This window comes from Streptomyces sp. CRN 30, from assembly GCF_034105845.1.
Map to the genome: position 1 here is coordinate 1 of NZ_JAVRHI010000363.1, position 22721 is coordinate 22721.

Annotated in this window: 22 protein-coding genes; 17 read left to right on the top strand and 5 right to left on the bottom strand. The window is 72.9% G+C overall.

Annotated elements, in window-relative coordinates:
- The 4 genes from UW392_RS38375 to UW392_RS38390 form a co-directional block, all read left to right on the top strand.
- A partial coding sequence (locus UW392_RS38375) for a S41 family peptidase (RefSeq protein WP_320779868.1) occupies nucleotides 1–2097 on the top strand: 2097 nt, incomplete at its 5' end.
- Nucleotides 2098–2158: 61 nt separating this feature from the next.
- On the top strand, nucleotides 2159–2527 hold the full coding sequence (locus tag UW392_RS38380; RefSeq protein ID WP_320779869.1) for an HIT domain-containing protein: 369 nt from the start codon (nucleotides 2159–2161) through the stop codon (nucleotides 2525–2527).
- Nucleotides 2528–2533: 6 nt separating this feature from the next.
- The gene (locus tag UW392_RS38385; RefSeq protein ID WP_320779870.1) at nucleotides 2534–3442 is read left to right on the top strand and encodes a ribonuclease Z; all 909 of its coding nucleotides are present in this window, start codon (nucleotides 2534–2536) and stop codon (nucleotides 3440–3442) included.
- Nucleotides 3443–3502: 60 nt separating this feature from the next.
- The gene (locus tag UW392_RS38390; protein WP_320779871.1) at nucleotides 3503–4495 is read left to right on the top strand and encodes an adenosine deaminase; all 993 of its coding nucleotides are present in this window, start codon (nucleotides 3503–3505) and stop codon (nucleotides 4493–4495) included.
- A gap of 21 nt (nucleotides 4496–4516) precedes the next feature.
- Here the strand turns inward: UW392_RS38390 and UW392_RS38395 are convergent, their stop codons facing one another.
- Nucleotides 4517–5725: an MFS transporter gene (locus UW392_RS38395; RefSeq protein WP_320779872.1), complete on the bottom strand. Its 1209-nt coding sequence runs from the start codon at nucleotides 5723–5725 to the stop codon at nucleotides 4517–4519.
- 307 nt (nucleotides 5726–6032) lie between these two features.
- Here UW392_RS38395 and UW392_RS38400 point away from each other — a divergent pair, with 307 nt between their 5' ends.
- The 7 genes from UW392_RS38400 (at nucleotide 6033) to era (ending at nucleotide 12081) form a co-directional block, all read left to right on the top strand.
- Nucleotides 6033–7178 carry a carbohydrate kinase family protein gene (locus UW392_RS38400; protein ID WP_414496961.1) on the top strand — a complete coding sequence of 382 codons (1146 nt, stop codon included), beginning with the start codon at nucleotides 6033–6035 and terminating at the stop codon, nucleotides 7176–7178.
- Between the two features lie 202 nt (nucleotides 7179–7380).
- On the top strand, nucleotides 7381–8466 hold the full coding sequence (locus UW392_RS38405; protein ID WP_320779873.1) for a PhoH family protein: 1086 nt from the start codon (nucleotides 7381–7383) through the stop codon (nucleotides 8464–8466).
- A 13-nt stretch (nucleotides 8467–8479) separates the two neighbouring features.
- Nucleotides 8480–8977, top strand: coding sequence for an rRNA maturation RNase YbeY (gene ybeY, locus UW392_RS38410; protein WP_320779874.1), 498 nt, complete (start codon nucleotides 8480–8482; stop codon nucleotides 8975–8977).
- Nucleotides 8974–10284: a hemolysin family protein gene (locus UW392_RS38415; protein ID WP_320779875.1), complete on the top strand. Its 1311-nt coding sequence runs from the start codon at nucleotides 8974–8976 to the stop codon at nucleotides 10282–10284. The genes ybeY and UW392_RS38415 overlap by 4 nt, the downstream gene beginning before the upstream one ends.
- Nucleotides 10281–10640: an MmcQ/YjbR family DNA-binding protein gene (locus UW392_RS38420; RefSeq protein WP_320779876.1), complete on the top strand. Its 360-nt coding sequence runs from the start codon at nucleotides 10281–10283 to the stop codon at nucleotides 10638–10640. The genes UW392_RS38415 and UW392_RS38420 overlap by 4 nt, the downstream gene beginning before the upstream one ends.
- 32 nt (nucleotides 10641–10672) lie before the next feature.
- Nucleotides 10673–11026 (top strand): cytidine deaminase, encoded by a 354-nt coding sequence (locus UW392_RS38425; protein ID WP_320779877.1) that lies wholly within the window; start codon nucleotides 10673–10675, stop codon nucleotides 11024–11026.
- A 68-nt stretch (nucleotides 11027–11094) separates the two neighbouring features.
- On the top strand, nucleotides 11095–12081 hold the full coding sequence (gene era, locus UW392_RS38430; protein ID WP_320779878.1) for a GTPase Era: 987 nt from the start codon (nucleotides 11095–11097) through the stop codon (nucleotides 12079–12081).
- A gap of 62 nt (nucleotides 12082–12143) precedes the next feature.
- Here the strand turns inward: era and UW392_RS38435 are convergent, their stop codons facing one another.
- Genes UW392_RS38435 through UW392_RS38445 form a run of 3 tightly spaced genes read right to left on the bottom strand, consistent with a single transcriptional unit; the run spans nucleotide 12144 to nucleotide 14881 of the window.
- Nucleotides 12144–13478, bottom strand: a complete 1335-nt coding sequence (locus UW392_RS38435; RefSeq protein ID WP_320779879.1) for a GH1 family beta-glucosidase — start codon at nucleotides 13476–13478, stop codon at nucleotides 12144–12146.
- Nucleotides 13475–13741, bottom strand: a complete 267-nt coding sequence (locus UW392_RS38440) for a protealysin inhibitor emfourin (RefSeq protein WP_320779880.1) — start codon at nucleotides 13739–13741, stop codon at nucleotides 13475–13477. The genes UW392_RS38435 and UW392_RS38440 overlap by 4 nt, the downstream gene beginning before the upstream one ends.
- A 33-nt stretch (nucleotides 13742–13774) precedes the next feature.
- On the bottom strand, nucleotides 13775–14881 hold the full coding sequence (locus tag UW392_RS38445; protein WP_320779881.1) for a M4 family metallopeptidase: 1107 nt from the start codon (nucleotides 14879–14881) through the stop codon (nucleotides 13775–13777).
- A gap of 350 nt (nucleotides 14882–15231) precedes the next feature.
- Between UW392_RS38445 and leuA the strand changes: the two genes are divergently transcribed.
- The 3 genes from leuA to UW392_RS38460 all read left to right on the top strand — a co-directional run bounded on the left by leuA (nucleotide 15232) and on the right by UW392_RS38460 (nucleotide 19227).
- Nucleotides 15232–16962, top strand: a complete 1731-nt coding sequence (gene leuA, locus UW392_RS38450) for a 2-isopropylmalate synthase (protein ID WP_320779882.1) — start codon at nucleotides 15232–15234, stop codon at nucleotides 16960–16962.
- Between the two features lie 184 nt (nucleotides 16963–17146).
- A complete protein-coding gene (locus UW392_RS38455; protein WP_414496966.1) occupies nucleotides 17147–17902 on the top strand; it encodes a TerB family tellurite resistance protein in 756 nt (251 codons plus the stop codon).
- A 188-nt stretch (nucleotides 17903–18090) separates the two neighbouring features.
- Nucleotides 18091–19227, top strand: a complete 1137-nt coding sequence (locus UW392_RS38460; protein WP_320779896.1) for a sialidase family protein — start codon at nucleotides 18091–18093, stop codon at nucleotides 19225–19227.
- Between the two features lie 17 nt (nucleotides 19228–19244).
- Here UW392_RS38460 and UW392_RS38465 read toward each other — a convergent pair whose 3' ends face one another.
- Nucleotides 19245–20183, bottom strand: coding sequence for a dihydrodipicolinate synthase family protein (locus tag UW392_RS38465; protein WP_320779884.1), 939 nt, complete (start codon nucleotides 20181–20183; stop codon nucleotides 19245–19247).
- A gap of 492 nt (nucleotides 20184–20675) precedes the next feature.
- On the opposite strand from UW392_RS38465, the gene UW392_RS38470 reads away from it, so the two are divergent.
- The 3 genes from UW392_RS38470 to recO all read left to right on the top strand — a co-directional run bounded on the left by UW392_RS38470 (nucleotide 20676) and on the right by recO (nucleotide 22697).
- Nucleotides 20676–21116 (top strand): protein phosphatase, encoded by a 441-nt coding sequence (locus tag UW392_RS38470; RefSeq protein ID WP_320779885.1) that lies wholly within the window; start codon nucleotides 20676–20678, stop codon nucleotides 21114–21116.
- A 513-nt stretch (nucleotides 21117–21629) separates the two neighbouring features.
- Nucleotides 21630–21869, top strand: a complete 240-nt coding sequence (locus UW392_RS38475) for a hypothetical protein (RefSeq protein WP_320779886.1) — start codon at nucleotides 21630–21632, stop codon at nucleotides 21867–21869.
- 81 nt (nucleotides 21870–21950) lie between these two features.
- Nucleotides 21951–22697: a DNA repair protein RecO gene (gene recO / locus UW392_RS38480; RefSeq protein ID WP_320779887.1), complete on the top strand. Its 747-nt coding sequence runs from the start codon at nucleotides 21951–21953 to the stop codon at nucleotides 22695–22697.
- Nucleotides 22698–22721: the final 24 nt, after the last annotated feature.

Genomic DNA, 22721 nt, shown 5'->3' on the forward strand with positions numbered 1-22721 from the left:
CGCCGGCTCGCCGCGGGGCGCCTGGGACGCGTCCTCGGGCTCGCCATGGCCCCGGACGGCAGCCGGGCCGCCGTCGCCTCCCACGACGGGCGCGTGCTGCTCGTCGAACGGGAGAGCGGGGAGGTGCGGGAGGTGGACCGCAGCGCGGACGGCGAGGTGTCCGGGCTGGTCTTCTCGCCCGACTCCGGCTGGCTGGCCTGGTCGCACCCGGGCCCGCCCCCGCTGCGCCAGCTCAAGCTCGCCAACACCGCCGACCTGTCGGTCACCGAGGCCACCCCGCTGCGCTTCCAGGACTACGCGCCCGCGTTCACGTTCGACGGCAAGCACCTGGCCTTCCTGTCGGCGCGCTCCTTCGACCCGGTCTACGACGAGCACGTGTTCGACCTGGCGTTCGTGGGCGGGGTCCGCCCGCACCTCATCACGCTCGCCGCGACCACCCCGTCGCCCTTCGGGCCACAGCGCCACGGCCGCCCCTCCGACGTGCCCGACAAGGACGAGACCCCCGACAGCGAGGGCGCCCCCGCGACCCGTATCGACCTGGAGGGGCTCGGCGACCGGATCGTGCCGTTCCCCGTCGAGGCGGCGCGCTACTCCACGCTCCGGGCCGCCAAGGACGGGGTGCTGTGGCTGCGGCACCCGGTGCGCGGCGTGCTCGGCCACGCGCGGGCCACCCCGGACGACCCGGAGCCCGGGGCGGTGCTGGAGCGGTACGACCTGGGCCAGCGGCGCGCGGAGTACCTCGCCTCCGACGCCGACCACTTCGCGGTCAGCGGCGACGGCAAGCGGGTGCTGCTCTGGACCGACGACCGGCTCAAGGTCGTGCCCAGCGACCGGCGCGCCTCGGGCGACGAGGACAGCGACACCAACATCACCGTCGACCTCTCACGGGTGCGGCAGACCGTCGACCCGGCCGCCGAGTGGCGCCAGATGTACGACGAGACCGGCCGCCTCATGCGGGACAACTTCTGGCGCCCGGACCTCGGCGGCACCGACTGGGCGGCCGTCCTGGACCGCTACCGGCCGGTGCTCGACCGCGTCGCCACCCACGACGACCTGGTCGACCTGCTGTGGGAGGTGCAGGGCGAGCTCGGCACCTCGCACGCCTACGTCACCCCGCGCGGCGGGGGCGGCCGGGCCGACCGCCGGCAGGGCCTGCTCGGCGCGGACCTCTCCCGCCACGCGGACGGCAGCTGGCGCATCGACCGCATCCTGCCCTCGGAGACCTCCGACCCGGACGCGCAGGCACCGCTCGCCGCGCCCGGGGTCGCCGTACGGGCCGGGGACGCGGTCGTCGCGGTCGGCGGCCGGCCGGTCGACCCGGTCGCCGGACCCGGACCGCTGCTCGTCGGCACGGCCGGCAAGCCGGTCGAGCTGACGATCCGGCCCGCGGGCGGCGGCGACCCGCGGCACACGGTCGTCGTGCCCGTCGCCGACGAGGAGCCGCTGCGCTACCACGCCTGGGTCGCCGGCCGGCGCGCCCACGTCCACGAGCGGTCCGGCGGCCGGCTCGGCTACCTCCACGTCCCCGACATGCAGGCCCCCGGCTGGGCCCAGATCCACCGCGACCTGCGCGTCGAGGTGGCCCGCGAAGGCCTGGTCGTGGACGTCCGGGAGAACCGCGGCGGCCACACCTCCCAGCTGGTGATCGAGAAGCTGGCGCGCCGCGTCGTGGGCTGGGCCAGTCCGCGCGGGATGCGCCCGTACAGCTACCCGGAGGACGCGCCGCGCGGCCCCGTGGTCGCCGTCGCCAACGAGTTCTCCGGCTCCGACGGCGACATCGTCAACGCGGCGATCAAGGCGCTCGGCATCGGCCCCGTGGTGGGCACGCGCACCTGGGGCGGCGTCGTCGGCATCGACAGCCGCTACCGGCTGGTCGACGGCACGCTCGTCACCCAGCCCAAGTACGCGTTCTGGCTGGAGGGGTACGAGTGGGGCGTGGAGAACCACGGCGTCGACCCCGACGTGGAGGTCGTGCAGACCCCGCAGGACCACGCGGCCGGACGGGACGTCCAGCTCGACGAGGCGATCCGGATGGCGCTGGAGGCCCTGACGGAGTCCCCGGCGAGGACACCGCCCGCGGTGCCGGGGCTCGGGTGAGGCACGGCGGTGGTCGCTACGATGCCCGGGTAATGATCAACCGGCGTGAGGAGGCACACGCATGGCACCGACACAGGGTGACGGCGCGCCGCAGGACGACTGCCTGTTCTGCGGGATAGTGGCGGGGCGGATCCCGGCGACGATCGTCCGCCGGACCGACACGACGCTGGCGTTCCGCGACATCAACCCGCAGGCGCCCACCCACGTCCTGGTGATCCCCAAGGCGCATCACCGGGACGCGGCCGCGCTCGCCGCCGCCGACCCCGCGCTCGCGGCGGACGTGCTGCGCGAGACCCAGGCGGTCGCGGACGAGGAGAAGCTGGACAGCTACCGCATCGTGTTCAACACGGGCAGCGACGCCGGCCAGACCGTCTTCCACACCCACGCCCACGTCCTCGGCGGGCGCGGCCTCGAGTGGCCCCCCGGGTAGGGAGTCGTGTCCGTACGTGAACTGGTGGTCCTCGGCACCGCCAGCCAGGTCCCGACCCGGCACCGCAACCACAACGGGTACCTGCTCCGCTGGGACGGCGAGGGCCTCCTGTTCGACCCCGGCGAGGGCACCCAGCGGCAGATGCTGCGCGCCGGGGCCGCCGCCCACGACCTGCACCGGATCTGCGTCACGCACTTCCACGGGGACCACTCGCTGGGCCTCGCGGGGGTGATCCAGCGCATCAACCTCGACCGTGTCCCGCACGAGGTCACCGCGCACTACCCCCGCTCGGGGCAGCGGTTCTTCGACCGGCTGCGGTACGCCACCGCGTACCGCGAGACCGTGGAGCTGACCGAGGCGCCGGTCGCCGGGGACGGGGGAGTGCTCGCCGCGACCCCGGCGTACACCCTCCAGGCGCACCGGCTGTCCCACCCCGTCGAGTCCTACGGCTACCGGCTGGTCGAGCCGGACCGGCTGCGCATGCTGCCGGAGCGGCTCGCCGCGCACGGGATCAAGGGGCCGGACGTCGGGCGGATCCAGCGGGAGGGCGTCCTCGACGGCGTCCCGCTGGCCGACGTGAGCGAGGTGCGGCGCGGGCAGCGGTTCGCGTTCGTCATGGACACCCGGCTGTGCGAGGGCGTGCACGCCCTCGCGGAGGGCTGCGACATGCTCGTCATCGAGTCCACGTTCCTCGACGAGGACGAGCGGCTCGCCGTCGAGCACGGGCACCTGACGGCGGGGCAGGCGGCGCGGGTGGCGCGGGACGCGGGCGTGCGGCACCTGGTGCTGACGCACTTCAGCCAGCGCTACACCGAGCCCGGGGAGTTCGGGCGGCAGGCCCGGGCGGCCGGGTTCGAGGGGGAGCTGACCGTGGCGCACGACCTGCTGCGGGTGCCGGTGCCGAAGCGGCGGTAAGCGGCGCGCGGGACTCTGGTTGTTTTCGATGTGGCGGGTCAGGCGCCGTACGATGCTCTGATGCCCGTACCCAAAGCCGAACTGCACCTCCATATCGAAGGCACCCTCGAGCCGGAGCTGGCCTTCGCCCTCGCCGCGCGCAACGGTGTCGAGCTGCCGTACGCCGACACCGACGCGCTCCGCGAGGCGTACCGGTTCGAGGACCTGCAGTCCTTCCTGAACCTGTACTACGAGCTCATGGCCGTGCTGCGCACGGAAGCGGACTTCGCCGACCTGGCCGAGGCCTACCTCGCCCGCGCCGCCGCCCAGGGCGTCCGGCACGCGGAGATCTTCTTCGACCCGCAGGCCCACACCGCGCGCGGGGTGGAGCTCGGCACCGTGGTGGAGGGACTGTGGCGGGCCCTCGGCCACAGCGAGGAGACCCACGGCGTCTCCACCCGGCTGATCATGTGCTTCCTGCGCGACGAGACGGCGGAGTCGGCGCTTAGGACGCTGGAGGCCGCGAAGCCGTACCTCGACCGGATCACCGGTGTCGGACTCGACTCCGCCGAGGTCGGGCACCCGCCGGCGAAGTTCCGCGAGGTGTACGGGGCCGCTGCCGCGCTGGGGCTGCGCCGGGTCGCCCACGCCGGTGAGGAGGGCCCGCCCGCGTACATCACCGAGGCCCTGGACGTGCTCGGCGTGGAGCGCGTCGACCACGGGCTGCGGTGCCTGGAGGATCCCGCGCTGGTGGAGCGGCTGGTGAGCGAGCGGGTGCCGCTGACGCTGTGCCCGCTGTCCAACGTGCGGCTGCGGGCCGTCGACACCCTGGCCGACCACCCGCTGCCCGCGATGCTGGACGCCGGGCTGCTGTGCACGGTCAACTCCGACGACCCGGCGTACTTCGGCGGCTACGCCGGGGACAACTTCGACGCGGTGCGCGAGACCCTCGGCCTCGACGCGGAGCGGCTGCGCGCACTCGCCCGCAACTCGTTCCTCGCGTCCTTCCTGGACGACGACGAGGAGCTGCGGGCGAGGTACCTCGCCGAGGTGGAGGCGTACGTCTTCGACTGACGCGGGTTCCGGCCCGGCGGGTCAGGCCGCCGGTTCGTAGTGCGCGGCGGCGGTGGCGGCGTCCGGGTGGGCCGCCGGCCGGACGGTTCTGCCGCGCTCCACGGTCCGGGTGCGCAGCGCCACGGCCGTCATCGGCACGGCGACCGCCAGCAGGACCGCCGCCAGCACCAGACCCATCCCCGGGTAGCCCGCCTGCGCGGACAGCAGGCTGCCGGTGAGCGGGCCGCAGGCCGTGCCGAGCGAGGAGGCGGAACCCACCAGGACCGCCCAGCGGCCGCGCGCGTCGAGCGAGGCGCCCAGCGCGAGCACGTACGACAGCACGATCGGGTAGAGCGTGTTCCAGGCGATCTGCCCGGCGGCGAAGGACACCAGGTCGGACGCGGCGGCGCTCGCCGCGATGCACCCGGCGATGAGCGCCGTACCGGCGCCGATGGGGAGGCTCCGGCCGAGGCGCGGGCCGAGCGCGCCCGCGCCGACGACACCGAGCAGTCCGCCGCCCAGCGCCGCGGCGAGGACCACGCCGACCGTGACCTCGGACAGCCCGGCCTGCTCCAGGCCGATGCGGCTGCTGACCCCCCACAGGGAGTTCTGCGCCAGCGACCAGCAGAACACGGCGGCGGCGAGGACCAGGCCGGCGCGGGGGCGGGGCAGGCGGGCCCGGCCGCCCGGGGCGTGCTCGTGCCGGTGGGCCGGGTTCGACGCCGTGAGCCGTCCGGTCGCCGGCCACACCGCGAGCGCGGTCAGCGCGACAGCGGCGAGCGGCAGGCCGTGGCCCGGGCCGAGGTGGGGAACCGTGAGGTAGACGGCGCCCGCGAGGGCGGAGACGCAGAGCAGACCCACCGTGGTGACCCGGTGCGGGTCCCGCTGGGCGGCGATGCCCGTGGCGGCGACGGCGGTGGCGGTGCCGGAGCCGAGGCCGCCGAGCACCGCCCCGGCGACGACGGCCGGCAGGGCGTCGGTGAGGGCGGCCCCGCCGTAGCCGACGGCGGCGAGGAGGAGACCGGTGCGGGCGAGGGCGCGGGGGCCGAGGCGGTCGACGCGCGAGGCGAGCAGGAAGCCCGCCGCCGCCGAACCCATCAGCAGCGCGCTGCCGACGGCTCCCGCCCCGGTGGCGCTGAGCGGGAGGGACGCGTCGAGCCGGCCGACGGTGGTGGGAAGGAGGTAGGAGGCGAGGTACCCGGCCGTGAAGAGGGCGACGAGGGGCCAGGGCAGGGCGGAACGGGGGGACACGGGCGTTCCTGAGCAGGCGAAGGTGCCACGTGAGCACGGGGGAAGGGGGGACGGGCGACTGTCGACGGACAGGAGCGCGCGGGCAATTTGTATCAAGCGGGCAGTTGGAAGAAGAAGCGGGCGAGATGTGATCCGGAGCACACTTTGTTTGGGGTGTGCGTCATCGGGTAGCCGTGTTGCCCTTGCCGCGGTGGACGGGCGCCCCCGGACCGTCCCGCGAAGCGCCCCGCGACCGATCCCGGGCCTCCTGTCGGACCCTTGGTGCACACTGGCCTGATCCGTACCACGCCAGGCCAGGGAGCACACCGTGACCGCGTCCGAAGGAGAGCGACCGCACCGCCGGCCACCGGCCGGCTTCCACCCGAGCCACCTCAGCCGCCGGGGAGACCCCCTCGCCGCGCTGCGCACGCCGGACGACCCGCCGTGGGACGTCTACCTCACCGGCACCGTGTTCCTGGACATCATCTTCACCGGGCTCGATTCAGCCCCGGTGCGCGGCACCGAGTCCTGGGCGCGCGGCATGGGGTCGAGCCCCGGCGGCGTCGCCAACATGGCGACCGCGCTGGCCCGGCTCGGCCTGCGCACGTCCCTCGCGGCGGCCTTCGGCGACGACCACTACGGCGAGTACTGCTGGGACACCCTGGAGCACGGCGAGGGCATCGACCTCTCCACCTCCCGCACCGTCCCCGACTGGCACTCCCCGGTCACCGTCTCCATGGCGTACGAGGGCGAGCGCACGATGGTCTCCCACGGTCACGAACCGCCCCCCGAGGAGCCCGCCCCCGACTGCGCGCCGCACGCCCGCGCCGCCGTCGCCTCCCTGGTGCCGGGCGTGCGCGCCCCGTGGATCGCGCAGGCGGCGAGCCGGGGCACCCGGATCTTCGCGGACGTCGGCTGGGACGACACCGGGCGCTGGGACCTCGCGGGCCTCGCCGACCTGGAGCACTGCGAGGCCTTCCTCCCCAACGCCGAGGAGGCGATGCGCTACACCGGCGCCGACTGTCCCCGCGCCGCCGCCCACGCCCTCACCGACCACGTGCCCCTCGCCGTGGTCACCCTCGGCGCGGAGGGCGCGTACGCGGTGGACGCCCGCACCGGCGAGAGCGCCGAGGTGCCGGCCATCGCGGTCGAGGCCCTGGACCCCACGGGCGCGGGCGACGTCTTCGTGGCGGGCTTCGTCGCCGGCACGCTGGCCGGCTGGCCGCTCGCGGACCGGCTCGCCTTCGCGGGCCTGACCGCCGCGCTCTCCGTACAGGAGTTCGGCGGGTCCCTGTCCGCCCCGGGCTGGTCGGAGATCGCCGCCTGGTGGCGCCGCGTGCAGTCCCTCGACGCCCAGGACCCGGCGGCGCTGCGCCGGTACGCGTTCCTCCGGGACCTGCTGCCGGAACAGGAGGCGACCCCCTGGCCGTTGCGCCGGGCGGTACCGACGATCGGCTTCCGCAGGTCGGCCTGAGCAGGTCGGTCCGACACCGGGGCACGCCCGGCGCGTCCGTGCCAGGTCTCGTGCCCGGCTGCGCGCCGGGTGCGAGCCGGGTTCCGCGCCGAAAAGTCCTACGGCGTTGTCGGCCACCCGGCGTACCCTGGAAATCGCCAGGCCGCCCCTGGGGCGGGCGAGATGTACCGAGGAGGACGAGCAAGGCTTACAGAGCCGGCCCATGACTCAGACACCCACAGCTCACACCTCCGCGCAGCAGCAGCGGAGGCAGCAGAAGCAGTCGAGAGCCCACTTCACCGTTCCGGCCGCACACCCCATGGTGACCGTGCTGGGTTCCGGTGACAGCCTGCTGCGTGTGATCGAGAAGGCCTTCCCGGCGGTCGACATCCATGTCCGGGGCAATGAGATCAGCGCCGTGGGCGACGCCCCCGAGGTGGCCCTCGTCCAGCGCCTGTTCGACGAGATGATGCTGGTGCTCCGCACCGGACAGCCGATGACGGAGGACGCAGTGGAACGCTCGATCGCCATGCTCAGGGCGAGCGGGAACGGGGACGGCGACGGCCAGGAGACCCCCGCCGAGGTGCTCACGCAGAACATCCTCTCCTCGCGTGGCCGCACCATCCGCCCCAAGACGCTCAACCAGAAGCGCTACGTCGACGCCATCGACAAGCACACGATCGTCTTCGGCATCGGCCCCGCCGGTACCGGCAAGACCTACCTGGCCATGGCGAAGGCCGTCCAGGCCCTCCAGTCCAAGCAGGTCAACCGCATCATCCTGACCCGCCCCGCGGTGGAGGCGGGAGAGCGCCTGGGCTTCCTCCCCGGCACCCTCTACGAGAAGATCGACCCCTACCTGCGCCCGCTGTACGACGCGCTGCACGACATGCTCGACCCCGACTCGATCCCGCGGCTGATGGCGGCGGGGACGATCGAGGTGGCGCCGCTGGCATACATGCGTGGCAGGACGCTCAATGACGCCTTCATCATCCTGGACGAGGCGCAGAACACCAGCCCCGAGCAGATGAAGATGTTCCTCACCCGCCTCGGCTTCGACTCGAAGATCGTGATCACGGGTGACGTGACGCAGGTCGACCTGCCGTCCGGCACCAAGTCCGGCCTGCGGCAGGTGCAGGACATCCTGGAGGGCGTCGAGGACGTCCATTTCTCGCGCCTGTCCTCCCAGGACGTCGTGAGGCACAAGCTGGTGGGCCGTATCGTCGACGCCTACGAGAAGTACGACACCACGCACGGCACCCAGAACGGCACGCACAAGGGCCGGGGCAAGTCCGCGCCCAAGGGGAAGTAGACCGAGCAGCACCATGTCGATCGACGTCAACAACGAGTCCGGCACCGAGGTCGACGAGCAGGCGATCCTCGACATCGCCCGCTACGCCCTCACGCGGATGCGCATCCACCCGCTCTCCGAGCTCTCGGTGATCGTCGTGGACGCCGACGCCATGGAGCAGCTGCACATCCAGTGGATGGACCTGCCCGGTCCGACGGACGTCATGTCCTTCCCGATGGACGAGCTGCGCCCGCCGTCGAAGGACGACGACGAGCCGCCCCAGGGCCTCCTCGGCGACATCGTGCTCTGCCCCGAGGTCGCCGCCAAGCAGGGCACCGAGGCACCGACGGGGCACTCCATGGACGCGGAGCTCCAGCTCCTCACCGTCCACGGAGTGCTGCACCTCCTCGGGTACGACCACGAGGAGCCCGACGAGAAGGCCGAGATGTTCGGTCTGCAGGCCGCCATCGTGGACGGCTGGCGCGCGGAGAAGGGCCTCACCGGCCCGTCCCCGGCTCCCACCGTGTCATGAGCGCCTCCCTGCTCGTCGGCGCCGTCGCCCTGGTCGTCGTCGCCTGGCTCGCCGCCTGCGCGGAGGCGGGCCTCGCGCGCGTCTCCAGCTTCCGCGCCGAGGAGGCCGTACGGTCCGGTCGGCGCGGGAGCGCCAAGCTCGCCCAGGTCGCCGCCGACCCGACCCGCTACCTCAACGTGGCGCTGCTGGTCCGCGTCGCCTGCGAGATGGCGGCGGCCGCCCTCGTCACCTACGGCTGCCTGCGGTCCTTCGAGGCCACCTGGGAGGCCCTGGCCGTCGCGATCGGCGTGATGGTCCTCGTCAGTTACGTAGCGGTCGGGGTGTCCCCGCGCACCATCGGCCGCCAGCACCCGCTGAACACGGCGACGGCCGCCGCGTACGTCCTGGTCCCGCTTGCCCGGATCATGGGCCCGATCCCGCCGCTGCTGATCCTCATCGGCAACGCCCTCACCCCCGGCAAGGGCTTCCGCCACGGGCCGTTCGCCTCCGAGGCGGAGCTGCGCGCGATGGTCGACTTCGCGGAGAAGGAGTCGCTGATCGAGGCCGAGGAGCGCCGCATGGTGCACTCGGTGTTCGAACTCGGCGACACCCTGGTGCGCGAGGTGATGGTGCCGCGCACGGACCTGGTCGTCATCGAGCGCTACAAGACGATCCGCCAGGCGCTGAGCCTCGCGCTGCGCTCCGGTTTCTCCCGCATCCCGGTCTCCGGGGACAGCGAGGACGACATCGTCGGCATCGTCTACCTCAAGGACCTCGCCCGCAAGACGCACATCAGCCGTGACGCGGAGTCCGAGCTGGTGTCGACGGCGATGCGGCCCGCCGCCTTCGTCCCCGACACCAAGAACGCCGGCGACCTGCTGCGCGAGATGCAGCAGGAGCGCAACCACGTCGCCGTCGTCATCGACGAGTACGGCGGCACCGCGGGCATCGTCACGATCGAGGACATCCTCGAGGAGATCGTCGGTGAGATCACCGACGAGTACGACCGTGAGCTGCCGCCCGTGGAGGAGCTCGGCGAGGACCGCTACCGGGTCACCGCCCGCCTCGACATCGGCGACCTCGGCGACCTGTACGGCGTGGAGGCCTACGACGACGAGGACGTCGAGACGGTCGGCGGACTGCTCGCCAAGGCCCTCGGCCGGGTGCCGATCGCCGGCGCCTCCTCGGTGGTGCCCCTGCCGGACGGCCGGGAGCTCAGGCTCACCGCGGAGGCCTCCGCCGGCCGCCGCAACAAGGTCGTCACGGTGCTGGTGGAGCCGATCGGCCCGGCCGGCCCGCCTGCGGACGAGGAGCCGGCGGCCGAGTGACCCCCCAGGAGCTGCGCGCCCTCTGCCTGTCCTTCGACGCCGCCGTGGAGGACTTCCCGTTCGACCCGGAGACCTCGGTCTTCAAGGTGCTGGGCAAGCTGTTCGCCCTGACGGACCTGGGCGCGCGGCCCCTGAAGGTCAACCTCAAGTGCGACCCGGACGACGCGCTGCGACTCCGTGCGGAGCACCCCGGCCTGATCGTCCCCGGCTGGCACATGAACAAGCGCCACTGGAACACCGTCACGGCCGACGGCGCGCTCCCGGCCCGCCTGGTCCGCGAGCTGGTGGAGGACTCCTACGACCTGGTGGTGGCGGGCCTGCCGCGCGCGCAGCGGCTCCGGCTGGACCGGCCCTGACCTTCCCGCTCTCCCTACGTATGCTTCGGGACATGACCGACAGCAGCGCGCTCGACCCCGAGGACCGCAAGATCGTCACCCTGGCCCGTTCGGCCCGGGCCCGCAACGGCGTGCCCGAGGGCGCGGCCGTACGCGACGAGACCGGCCGTACGTACGTGGCCGGAACCGTCGGCCTCGACTCGCTGCGGCTGAGCGCGCTGCGCACGGCGGTCGCGATGGCGGTGGCGTCGGGGGCGAAGTCCCTGGAGGCGGCGGCCGTGGTCACGGAGTCGGAGGCCGCCTCGGCCGAGGACCTGGCGGCGGTACGGGACCTCGGCGGCCCCGCCACGCCGGTCCTGGTCGCCGGGCTCGACGGCACGGTCCGGGCGACGGTGACGGCGGGCTGAGAGCCTGCGGACCGGCACCGCGCAGCGCGGCGTGCCGTGGGGCTCCGACGATCAGGGAGAATGGGCTCATGAGCGTGCGTACCCAGCCATCCGGACCGTCCGAGCCGTCGGGGTCCAAGGAGTCCCCGGGGTCCTCCGAGGCCGCCCACCGGGCCGGCTTCGCCTGCTTCGTGGGCCGCCCCAACGCGGGCAAGTCCACCCTGACGAACGCTCTGGTCGGGCAGAAGGTGGCCATCACCTCCAACCGGCCGCAGACGACGCGGCACACGGTGCGCGGGATCGTGCACCGGCCCGACGCGCAGCTGATCCTGGTCGACACGCCGGGCCTGCACAAGCCGCGCACCCTGCTCGGCGAGCGGCTGAACGACGTGGTGCGCACCACCTGGGCCGAGGTCGACGTGATCGGCTTCTGTCTGCCCGCGGACCAGAAGATAGGACCGGGCGACCGTTTCATCGCCAAGGAGCTCGCGGGGATCAAGAAGGCCCCCAAGGTCGCCATCGTCACCAAGACGGACCTCGTCGACTCCAAGGCGCTGGCCGAGCAGCTGATCGCGATCGACCAGCTCGGCAAGGAGCTCGGCATCACCTGGGCGGAGATCGTCCCGGTCTCCGCGACCGCGAACACGCAGGTCGAGCTGCTCGCCGACCTGCTGATCCCGATGCTGCCCGAGAGCCCGCCGCTCTACCCCGAGGGCGACCTCACCGACGAGCCCGAGCAGGTCATGGTGGCGGAGCTGATCCGTGAGGCCGCGCTGGAGGGTGTCCGCGACGAGCTGCCGCACTCCATCGCGGTGGTCGTGGAGGAGATGCTCCCGCGCGAGGACCGCCCCGCGGACAAGCCACTCCTCGACATCCACGCCAACGTCTACATCGAGCGCTCCAGCCAGAAGGGCATCATCATCGGCCCCAAGGGCAAGCGCCTGAAGGACGTCGGCATCAAGTCCCGCAAGCAGATCGAGGCCCTGCTGGGCACTCCGGTCTTCCTGGACCTGCACGTCAAGGTGGCGAAGGACTGGCAGCGGGATCCGAAGCAGCTGCGGAGGCTGGGTTTCTGACCGGAACCGGGACCGGGGCAGGACCCGGGACCGGGGCAGGTCCCGGGTCCTGAAGGGTCCGCTCATCCGTCGCCCCGCGCCCGCAGCACCTCCCGCAGCCAGTGGTACGACGCCTTCGGGGTGCGCTCCAGCGTCGTGAAGTCCACGTGGACGAGGCCGAAGCGGCGCGCGTACCCCTCCGCCCACTCGAAGTTGTCCAGCAGCGACCACACGAAGTACCCGCGGACGTCGACGCCCGCCTCCACCGCCCGGTGCAGGGCGCGGAGGTGGCCGGCGAGGTACGCGATCCGCTCCTGGTCGTCGACGCCCTCGTACGCACAGCCGTTCTCGGTGATCACGATCGGCGGCAGCCGGTCGCCGTAGCGGTCGCGGAAGCCGGTGAGCAGCTCCGTCAGGGCCTCGGGCACCACCGGCCAGCCGGAGTCCGTCACCGGCCGTCCCTCTATCTCCCGCACGGAGAACGGCAGTTCGGCGGGCAACGTGACACCGCCGAACTCGGTCTCCGTGCCCCGCGGCGCCCCCACCCTGGACGGCGCGTAGTAGTTGATCCCGTACCAGTCGACCGGTTCGGCGACGATCCGCAGGTCCGCCTCGACGTCGCCCGGCAGCAGCTCGCCGATGCCCTCCGGGTACCGCCCCAGCAGCACCGGCTCGGCGAACAGGCGGTTCAGCAGCACGTCGTAGAAGTCGGCCGCCGCCACGTCCGCCGGGTCCTGCGAGGCGGGCCGGGCAGGGCTGTGGGAGTTGGCGATCCCGATGTCCGCGGCCCCGGCCGCACGCAGCGCCCGTACGGCCAGACCGTGCGCGAGCAGCTGGTGGTGGGCCGCGGGCAGCGCGTCGAACAGCAGCCGACCGCCCGGCGCGTGCGTGCCGAGCGCGTGGCCGAGCAGGGTGTGCTCGGCGGGCTCGTTGAGGGTGATCCACTTCGCGACGCGGTCGCCGAGCCGCCCCGCGACGACGGCGACGTACTCGGCGAAGCGCCCGGCCGTGTCCCGGTCCAGCCAGCCGCCCGCCTCCTGGACGGAGAGCGGGAGGTCCCAGTGGAAGAGGGTCGGCACCGGCCGTACGCCCGCCGCGCACAGCTCGTCGACCAGACGGTCGTAGAAGCCGAGGCCGCCGGGGGAGGCGACCCGCGGCCAGGAGACCGAGAAGCGGTACGCGTCGACGCCGAGGCCGGCGAGGAGCGCCACGTCCTCGCGGTAGCGGTGGTAGTGGTCGCAGGCCACCTCCGCCGTCGACCCGTCCGCGATCCGGCCGGGCGCGGCCGCGAACGCGTCCCACACGGACGGCTCGCGCTCCCCGGCCGCGCCCTCGATCTGATGGGCCGAGGTCGACACCCCCCACAGAAAGCCCGGCGGGAACGCGGGCACCGCCGCTCTCGCGGCGGCGGCGGTCACGCGCCCTCCTTCAGCACCCGCGAGATCAGCTTCCGCTGCTCGTCCGTCAGCCGGGGATCCGCCGCGTACACGGTCCGCCCGTCGACGGTGATCTGGTAGCTGAACCCGTCCGGGACCCCTATCGGCGGTGTGCCCCGGCCGGCGGCGAGCGCCTTCTCGGCCAGGGCCCGCCACTCCTCGGCGTCGGCCCGCCCCGAGGTGTCCACCTCGGCGTACCGCTCGAACCCCGCGAACCCGCCCGTGCGCCTCACTTGAATACGCATGGGTCCCTGTCTAGTACGCCGGCTCCGCCACGGCTACGAAGCCCGTTGTCTTTCCGGCTTCTCCGGCGTCTGAGCCACGCGCACCTTCACCCCTTCCCACGCCTTCAGCACGGCCTGGACCTCCTCGCCCTCGCCGTAGCGGGCGCGCGCGGCGGACACGGTCAGCGCGGCGAAGTCGGCGAACAGGGCCTGCGACCCCAGCTCGCCGCCCGTCAGCACGTCGTACCAGATCTGTCCGGCCCGCTCCCAGGCGTGCCCGCCGAGCGCGGTCGCGACCAGGTGGAAGGCGTGGTTGGGGATGCCGGAGTTGATGTGCACGCCGCCGTTGTCGCGGCCGGTGCGCACGTAGTCGTCCATCGTGGCGGGCTGCGGGTCCTTGCCGAGCACGTCGTCGTCGTACGCCGTGCCCGGGGCCTTCATGGAGCGCAGGGCCACGCCGGTGACGCGCGGGGCGAGCAGTCCGGCACCGATCAGCCAGTCGGCCTCCTGGGCGGTCTGGCCCAGTGTGTACTGCTTGATGAGCGAGCCGAAGACGTCCGAGACCGACTCGTTGAGCGCGCCGGGCTGGCCGAAGTAGGTGAGGTTCGCCGTGTACTGGGTGACGCCGTGCGCGAGTTCGTGGCCGATGACGTCGACCGGCAGGGTGAAGTCGAGGAAGATCTCGCCGTCGCCGTCGCCGAACACCATCTGCTCGCCGTTCCAGAAGGCGTTGTTGTAGTCCTCGCCGAAGTGCACCGTGGCGTCCAGGGGAAGACCGTCGCCGTTGATCGAGTCACGGGCGTACGCCTGCAGGAACAGCTCGAAGGTGGCGCCGAGCCCGGCGTAGGCACGGTTGACGGTGGCGTCCTGGCCGGGCTCGTCGCCCTCACCGCGCACTTTCCGGCCGGGCAGGTCCTGCTGGTGCCCGGCGTCGCAGACGGTGCGGTTCGGCTGGTTCCGCGGGGCGCCCGCGGCCCGGGCGAGCGCGGGGGCGCCGATGACGGTGGTCAGCCGCCGACGGGTCCGCTCGTACGCGTCGCGCTCCAGGGTGCGGCGGGCCGCTCTGGCGAGCGCGGGGTCCTCGGCCCGGGCGAGGGCGTCGAGGGCATGGGGCGGAACGATGGTGCAGAAGACGGGCTCGAAGCCCGGTTGTCCGTTCATGACCAGCACATTCGCATTGAGTGACTGGATTGTCACTACGCGCGACCTCGATTGGTGAAATGCCGGGAAATGGTGGGTCTGCCTTCCGCGGGCTGTGCTAAGGGACGCCCTGCATGCACCCTCCGTCACTTGATGCACTCTTGACCCCCTATGTCACGGGCATCCCGCATACTGAAACGGGCCGTCCTGCGGGGCGGGGCTCGGCTAGGCTGCGGAGCACCATGCGTTTCGGGCTGCTTCTCCTTAGCTGCCGCGGCGAGGGCCTGTAGTCGAAGGCCGACCCCCTCCCCGCGGAGTCTGGCGTTGCGCCGTCGGCCGTCCTGCCGGACACCCTGAGGAGCCCACGCACCATGGCGAACCGCCAGCAGCCCACCTCCATGCCGATCCACAAGTACCGTCCGTACGACCAGGTCGACATAGCGGACCGCACCTGGCCGGACAGCCGGATCACCCAGGCCCCGCGCTGGCTCTCCACCGACCTGCGCGACGGCAACCAGGCCCTGATCGACCCCATGTCGCCCGCGCGCAAGCGCGAGATGTTCGACCTGCTGGTCAAGATGGGCTACAAGGAGATCGAGGTCGGCTTCCCCGCCTCCGGCCAGACCGACCACGACTTCGTACGGTCGATCATCGAGGAGCCCGGCGCCATCCCCGAGGACGTCACGATCTCCGTGCTGACGCAGGCCCGCGAGGACCTGATCGAGCGGACCGTCGCCTCCCTGAAGGGCGCCCACCGCGCCACCGTCCACCTGTACAACGCCACCGCGCCGGTCTTCCGCCGGGTGGTCTTCCGCGGTTCCCGTGACGACATCAAGCAGATCGCCATGGACGGCACCCGGCTGGTGGTCGAGTACGCGGAGAAGCTGCTGGGCCCCGAGACGCACTTCGGCTACCAGTACAGCCCCGAGATCTTCACCGACACCGAACTGGACTTCGCCCTGGAGGTCTGCGAGTCGGTGATGGACGTCTACCAGCCCGGCCCGGACCGCGAGATCATCCTCAATCTGCCGGCCACCGTGGAGCGCTCCACGCCGTCCACGCACGCGGACCGTTTCGAGTGGATGAGCCGCCACCTCTCCCGCCGCGAGTACATCTGCCTGTCGGCCCACCCGCACAACGACCGCGGCACCGCCGTCGCCGCCGCCGAGCTGGCCGTGATGGCCGGGGCCGACCGCGTCGAGGGCTGCCTGTTCGGGCAGGGCGAGCGCACCGGCAACGTCGACCTGGTCACCCTGGGCATGAACCTGTTCTCCCAGGGCGTCGACCCGCAGATCGACTTCTCCGACATCGACGAGGTCCGCCGCACCGCCGAGTACTGCAACCAGATGGAGGTCCACCCGCGCCACCCGTACGCGGGCGACCTGGTCTACACGTCCTTCTCCGGCTCCCACCAGGACGCCATCAAGAAGGGCTTCGACGCCATGGAGGCCGACGCGAAGGCCAAGGACGTCACGGTCGACGAGATCGAGTGGGCCGTGCCGTACCTGCCCATCGACCCCAAGGACGTCGGCCGCAGCTACGAGGCCGTAATCCGCGTCAACTCCCAGTCCGGCAAGGGCGGTATCGCGTACGTCCTGAAGAACGACCACAAGCTGGACCTGCCGCGCCGGATGCAGATCGAGTTCTCGAAGATCATCCAGGCGAAGACGGACGCCGAGGGCGGCGAGGTCACGCCGAAGGACATCTGGGCGGTCTTCCAGGACGAGTACCTGCCGAACCCGGACAACCCGTGGGGCCGCGTCCAGGTCAGGAAGGGCCAGACCACCACCGACAACGACGGTGTGGACACGCTCACCGTCGAGGCCGAGGTGGACGGCGTCGAGACCACCCTGGTCGGCTCCGGGAACGGCCCGATCTCCGCGTTCTTCCAGGCGCTGCAGGGCATGGGCATCGACGCCCGGCTGCTGGACTACCAGGAGCACACGATGAGCGAGGGTGCCTCGGCCTCGGCCGCCTCCTACATCGAGCTGGCGATCGACGACAAGGTCCTGTGGGGCATCGGCATCGATGCGAACACGACACGCGCCTCACTGAAGGCCGTCGTGTCCGCGGTCAACCGCGCCGGTCGCCGAGCCGCCTGACCAGTCACTCCACGGCCCCGCACGCCGTCCTCGGCGGGCGGGGCCGTGGAGTTCACCGGTCGATACCGGCCAAGTGTTCGACTTATCACGAACGGGTCTCTTCCGGAGTGCTGACTCCACCTCAACAATGTGGCTAACATCACCAAGCGCGGCGACGGAGCCGCGGCCGCGACGGAGGTGCGACGTGCTGCCAGGACGGGGACGGTACGGCGGGGATGACCACGAGGGCCGTACGACACGCGCACCGGGATCCGGCACGGCGGGCCGCGCGAAGCTTCGCCTCGGCCGCGTGGCCGGCACCCGCACCGCGTGGACGGCCGTCGGCGACGGCGAGTTCTTCTGCCCCGGCTGCGGCGGCGACCGCAACTACCAGCGGCTCACGGGCCGGCGCCGGTTCACCCTCGCCGGTGTACCCCTGGTCCCGCGCGGGGAGACCGGCCCGGTGGTGGAGTGCGCGGCCTGCCGCCGGCGCTACGGCACCGACGCCCTGGACCACCCCACGACGACCCGCTTCTCGGCGATGCTGCGCGACGCCGTGCACACGGTCGCGCTGGCCGTCCTCGCGGCCGGTGCGCCCTGCGCCCCCTCCTCCCTGACGACGGCCGCGGGCGCGGTGCGCTCGGCCGGCTTCGACGACTGCACGGTGGACCAGCTCGGCGCGCTCGTCGAGGCGCTCGCCGCCGACACGGGCCGGATGCTCGGCGCGCCCTGCGGGGCGGGCCTGGCCATAGAGCTCCACGAGGCCCTGGACCCGCTGGCCCCGCACCTCGCGCCCGGCGGCCGTGAGTCCATCCTCCTGCAGGGCGCCCGCATCGCCCTGGCCGACGGCCCGTACACCCCCGCCGAACGCGACGCCCTGGCCACGGTGGGCGCCGCCCTCACGCTCGACGCGGACGAGGTGGCGCGGCTGCTCCAGGCTGCGGCCCGGACGCCTTCATGACGCGTGACGCGGACCGGGTGACGCCGGGCCGCGCCTGACACACCCCCGGTTCACCTGCGGGTGTTAGCTTCCCGGACGTCCCACGTCCCACGTCCAGGGGAGCAGACTTGTCCAGCAGGAGCCGTACGGTCGCGGCGGTCGTCGCCGCGGGTGTCCTCGTCGCTGTCTCCGTCGCTGTCGCTGTCGCCGTGACGGCCGACGCCGAACCGGCCGAGACGGCATCCGGGCCCGACTGCGCGTCCTCCGTGCCGTACACGGGGGGCCGGTCCGGCTACGCCTCGTACCGCGTGCCCGCCGTGGTCAGGACCGGGGCCGGGACGGTGCTCGCCTTCGCCGAGGGGCGGCGCGACGGTGTGGACGACTCCGGGAACATCGACGTGGTGCTCAGGCGCTCCACCGACGGCGGCTGCACCTGGGGACCGCAGCAGGTGGTGGCGGCGGGCGAGGGGGACACGCGCGGCAACCCCGCACCCGTGGTGGACCCGGAGACCGGCCGCATCGTGCTGGTGACCAGCTACAACAGCGGTGCGGTGGCCGAGGCGCAGATCACCCGCGGCGAGGTCACGCCGGAGCAGGGCCGCCGCGTGTTCGTCCAGACGAGCGACGACGACGGTCGCAGCTTCAGCGCCCCGCGCGACATCACGGACCAGGTGAAGCGCGCGGACTGGCGCTGGTACGCCACCGGTCCCGGCCACGCCGTCGCCCTCACCGACGGTCCGCACGCCGGCCGTCTGGTGATCCCCGCGAACCATTCCGCCGCGCCCCCGGCCGGCTCGGCGGACACGGGCCAGGAGCCCAGGTACTACGGCGCCCACGCGCTCTACTCCGACGACGGCGGTACGACGTGGGAGCTCGGCTTCGTGGACGACTCCTACGACGGTGTGGCCAACTCCAACGAGAGCACGGCGGCCGAACTGCCCGACGGACGCGTGTACTTCAGCGCCCGAGACCAGAAGGGCACCGTCGAGGGCAACCGTCTCGACTCCTACTCCAGTGACGGCGGCGCCACCCTGGACCGCCCGTACGCCGCCCAGCCGACCCTGAACGACGTCCCGGTCGTCCAGGGCAGCGTCCTGCAGGTGGCGGACGGGCCCCTGCTGTTCTCCGGCCCGTCCGCACCGACCGGGCGCCGCGCCATGGCCGTCTGGCGCAGCGACGACGCGGGTGCCACCTTCACCCGGGCCACGACGCTGTCCGAGCTGCCGGCCGCCTACTCCGACCTCGTCCCGCTCGGCGACGGCCGTGTGGGCCTCCTGTACGAGACCGGGGCGGAGAAGCCGTACGAGCGGATCGAGTTCCGGCGGCTGCCGCTCGCGGATCTGTAGCGCTGTGACGCGGTGGCTCAGAGCAGTCCGGCCGCCGCCAGGTACGTGCCCACCTGTTCCACCTCGTCCGCCGACAGCGGGACCTGGGGTTCGGCCGTGGCCCCGCAGGAGATGACGCCCCGCAGCCGCAGCGCGGCCTTGAAGGCGCCGAGGGCCGACGAACCGCCGCCCATGCGGCCGCCGGCCGCGCCGACCCCGACCAGTCCGAACAGGGCGCACAGCCGCTCCTGCTCGGCCCGCGCCCCCTCCAGGTCACCGGCCCGGAACAGCGCGTCCAGGCGCACGTAGCCGGCCGGGTCGACGTTGGCGAGGCCGGGGACCGCACCGTCGGCGCCCATCGCCAGCGCCGTGTCGACGAGCAGCTCGGAGCCGGTCAGGACGGTGAAGCCGGTGATGTCCCGGCGGGTCCGGGCGCCCGTCACCACGGCCCGGAAGCCGGCCTGGTCACCGCTGGAGTCCTTCAACCCGGCCAGCACCCCCTCCGCGGCCAGATCGAGTACCAGGTCCGCGTCCAGTTCCGTGTGGACGGCGGACGGGATGTCGTACGCGACGACCGGCACCGGGGACCCGGCGGCGATCAGCCGGAAGTGGCGGGCGATCTCGGCCGGGTGGGTGACGGTGTAGAAGGGGGCGGTCGCCACGACCGCGTCCGCGCCCGCACCGGTCACGGACCGCACGTGGTCCAGGACCCGGGGGGTCGTCATGTCGATCACGCCGGCCAGCACGGGGAGCCGGCCGCCCGCGCGGGCCACGACCGTCTCCACCACCAGGCGCCGCTGCCGGTCCGTCAGGTACGCCGCCTCCGACGAGGAACCGAGCACGAACAGGCCGTGCACCCCCGCGTCCACCAGGTGGTCCACCAGCCGGACGAGGGAGTCCACGTCCACCTCGCGCTCCGGTGTCAGAGGGGTGCAGACGGGCGGGACGACACCGGTCAACGGGGTGGGGAAGGCCATCGGAGCTCCCTGGGTGCTGCTGTCGCTGCTTCTTCGGTTAGGTCGGTCCGGCCACCGCGGTGGCGCCATGAGGCGGCGGCCCGGTCGACGGGTACCCGCGCCGGCGTCCTCCCTCCCCGCGCATGGTCGCAGCGGAAGCGGTGGCCGGGCGGTGGTCGCGTGCGAGATGTCCGGAAGCACGGCGGCGCACCCGTCGGTGCGGTCCGGGGGTGCCGCCGTCAGTGCCTCCAGGACCCGGCCATGGGGGCACCTCCCGCCCGAGCGAAGCCGGGAGTGGGGAGATAGCGGTCGTTGTTGCAGTCGACGAGTATCCGGCGGACGTACGCCTCCGGATCGTCACTGCGGACACGCGTCGCCACGAGCGGCTGACCCGGCCTGCATCGGTCACCCCCTCGCCCTCCGGACCACCGCTTCGGCGGATCCGGTCGCCCGGGTCCGGTGGCGCCTGTCGAATGGGGGCCGTCATTGACGGGAACCGGCGGGGAGGCCGTGATGGGTGAGCGGTGGGACGAGCGGGACGACGGTGTGCTGCGGCTGCCGTCCGGGCGGCTGGTGCGGGGCCGGGGCCTGCGGCGCCCCCTCGGTCCGGAGGAGGCCCACCCGACGTACGGCGTGTACCTGCTCGGCGAACGGCCGCCCGAGGTGCCCTGGGCGTCACGCTGGGTGCGCTGGCCCGACTTCCGGCTCCCGGCGGACCGCGCGGACGCCCGCGCGGCGTTCGCGGAGGCGTGGGAGCGGGCCGCCGGGGAACGGGTGGAGGTCGCCTGCGGCGGTGGCCGGGGCCGTACCGGCACGGCCCTGGCCTGCCTGGCGGTCCTGGACGGCGTACCGGCCGCGGAGGCGGTGGCGTACGTCCGCCGGGACTACCACCGGCGCGCCGTGGAGACGCCGTGGCAGCGGCGGTACGTGCGGCGCTTCGGCGGCCGGTTCTGAACGTGGGCGGCGCGTCGGCCGGAGCCCGTGGATAATCCGCACAACGCCTGTCGCCGATCACATTTCGGCACAGTCGCTCGTGAATACCGTCGGTTCGCGACCGTGCGTTTCGCGAGCCGCGTAAACACCGGAGCGAAGTGCGGTGAAGTGCCCCGCATAAGGGACCGGTACGGGGAACCGGGAACAGGACGGAACCTCCGCCCGCGAAGCATTGGCCATGGCCAACCGCCGTTCGCCGCCCCGCACCCGCTGTTTCCGTGACGCACAGACTCCTGCCGAGTGTATGCGCAGGGCGTCATCCCGGAAGTGTGATGAGTGAAACTCAATTACACCGGGGAGCACCCGTTCAGGAAGTGCGCCGAGCACTCCGGAACGACACTCGGCGCGGTGCGCCGAAGAGGTGGAGGAAACGGTGAAGGAATTGCGGCAGGAACATGTCGGGGCCGGAATTGCGTCGCCGACGGCGCCCACCGGCCGCGCGCTGCCCGCGGCGTGTCCCGTCGCGGCGCCGCGATGAGTGCCGTGCGGGGGAACGGCAAGAGGCTGCCGGTCGGCTCGTACGCCGTCGACACCAGCACCGGGCAGGTGGGCCGGGTCATGGGCCACGAGGGCCCGTACGTCCAGCTGCGGCCGGTCGGCGGCGGGCGGGAGTGGGACTGCGAGCCGGAGGCCGTGCGGGCCGCGACGACGCACGAGCGGCTGGGCGCGGTCACCTCGTACGAGAACGCGCGCAGCCGGGGCGAGGTGCCTTGAAGGCGGCCGTCACCGCGCCGCTCCACGGCGAGGGCGCCCGCCCGGCCCGGAGCACGGGCGCCGTAGGCGAGAATGGATGCCATGAGTCTGTTCCGCGACGACGGCATCGTGCTGCGCACCCAGAAGCTGGGTGAGGCGGACCGGATCATCACGCTGCTCACGCGGGGTCACGGCCGGGTACGGGCCGTGGCCCGCGGCGTGCGGCGGACCAAGTCGAAGTTCGGGGCCCGGCTGGAGCCGTTCTCCCACGTGGACGTGCAGTTCTTCGCACGCAACAGCGAGCTGGTCGGACGCGGGCTCCCGCTGTGCACCCAGAGCGAGACCATCGCCCCCTACGGCAGCGGCATCGTCAGCGACTACGCCCGCTACACCGCCGGCACGGCCATGCTGGAGACGGCCGAGCGGTTCACCGACCACGAGGGCGAGCCCGCGGTGCAGCAGTACCTGCTGCTCGTGGGCGGGCTGCGGACCCTCGCCCGCGGTGAGCACGCCCCGCACCTCGTGCTGGACGCGTTCCTGCTGCGCTCCCTCGCCGTGAACGGCTACGCGCCCAGCTTCACCGACTGCGCCCGGTGCGGAATGCCCGGGCCGAACCGGTTCTTCTCGGTGGCGTCCGGCGGCTCCGTCTGCGTGGACTGCCGGGTGCCCGGCAGTGTCGTACCGTCTCCGCAGGCACTCGTCCTGCTCGGGGCACTGCTCACGGGGGACTGGACGACGGCCGACGCGTGCGAGGCGCGGTACGTGCGGGAGGGCAGCGGACTGGTCTCCGCGTATCTGCACTGGCACATGGAACGCGGGCTGCGCTCGCTGCGCTACGTGGAGAAGTAGCACGTGCGGTGCTGCACCACCAGG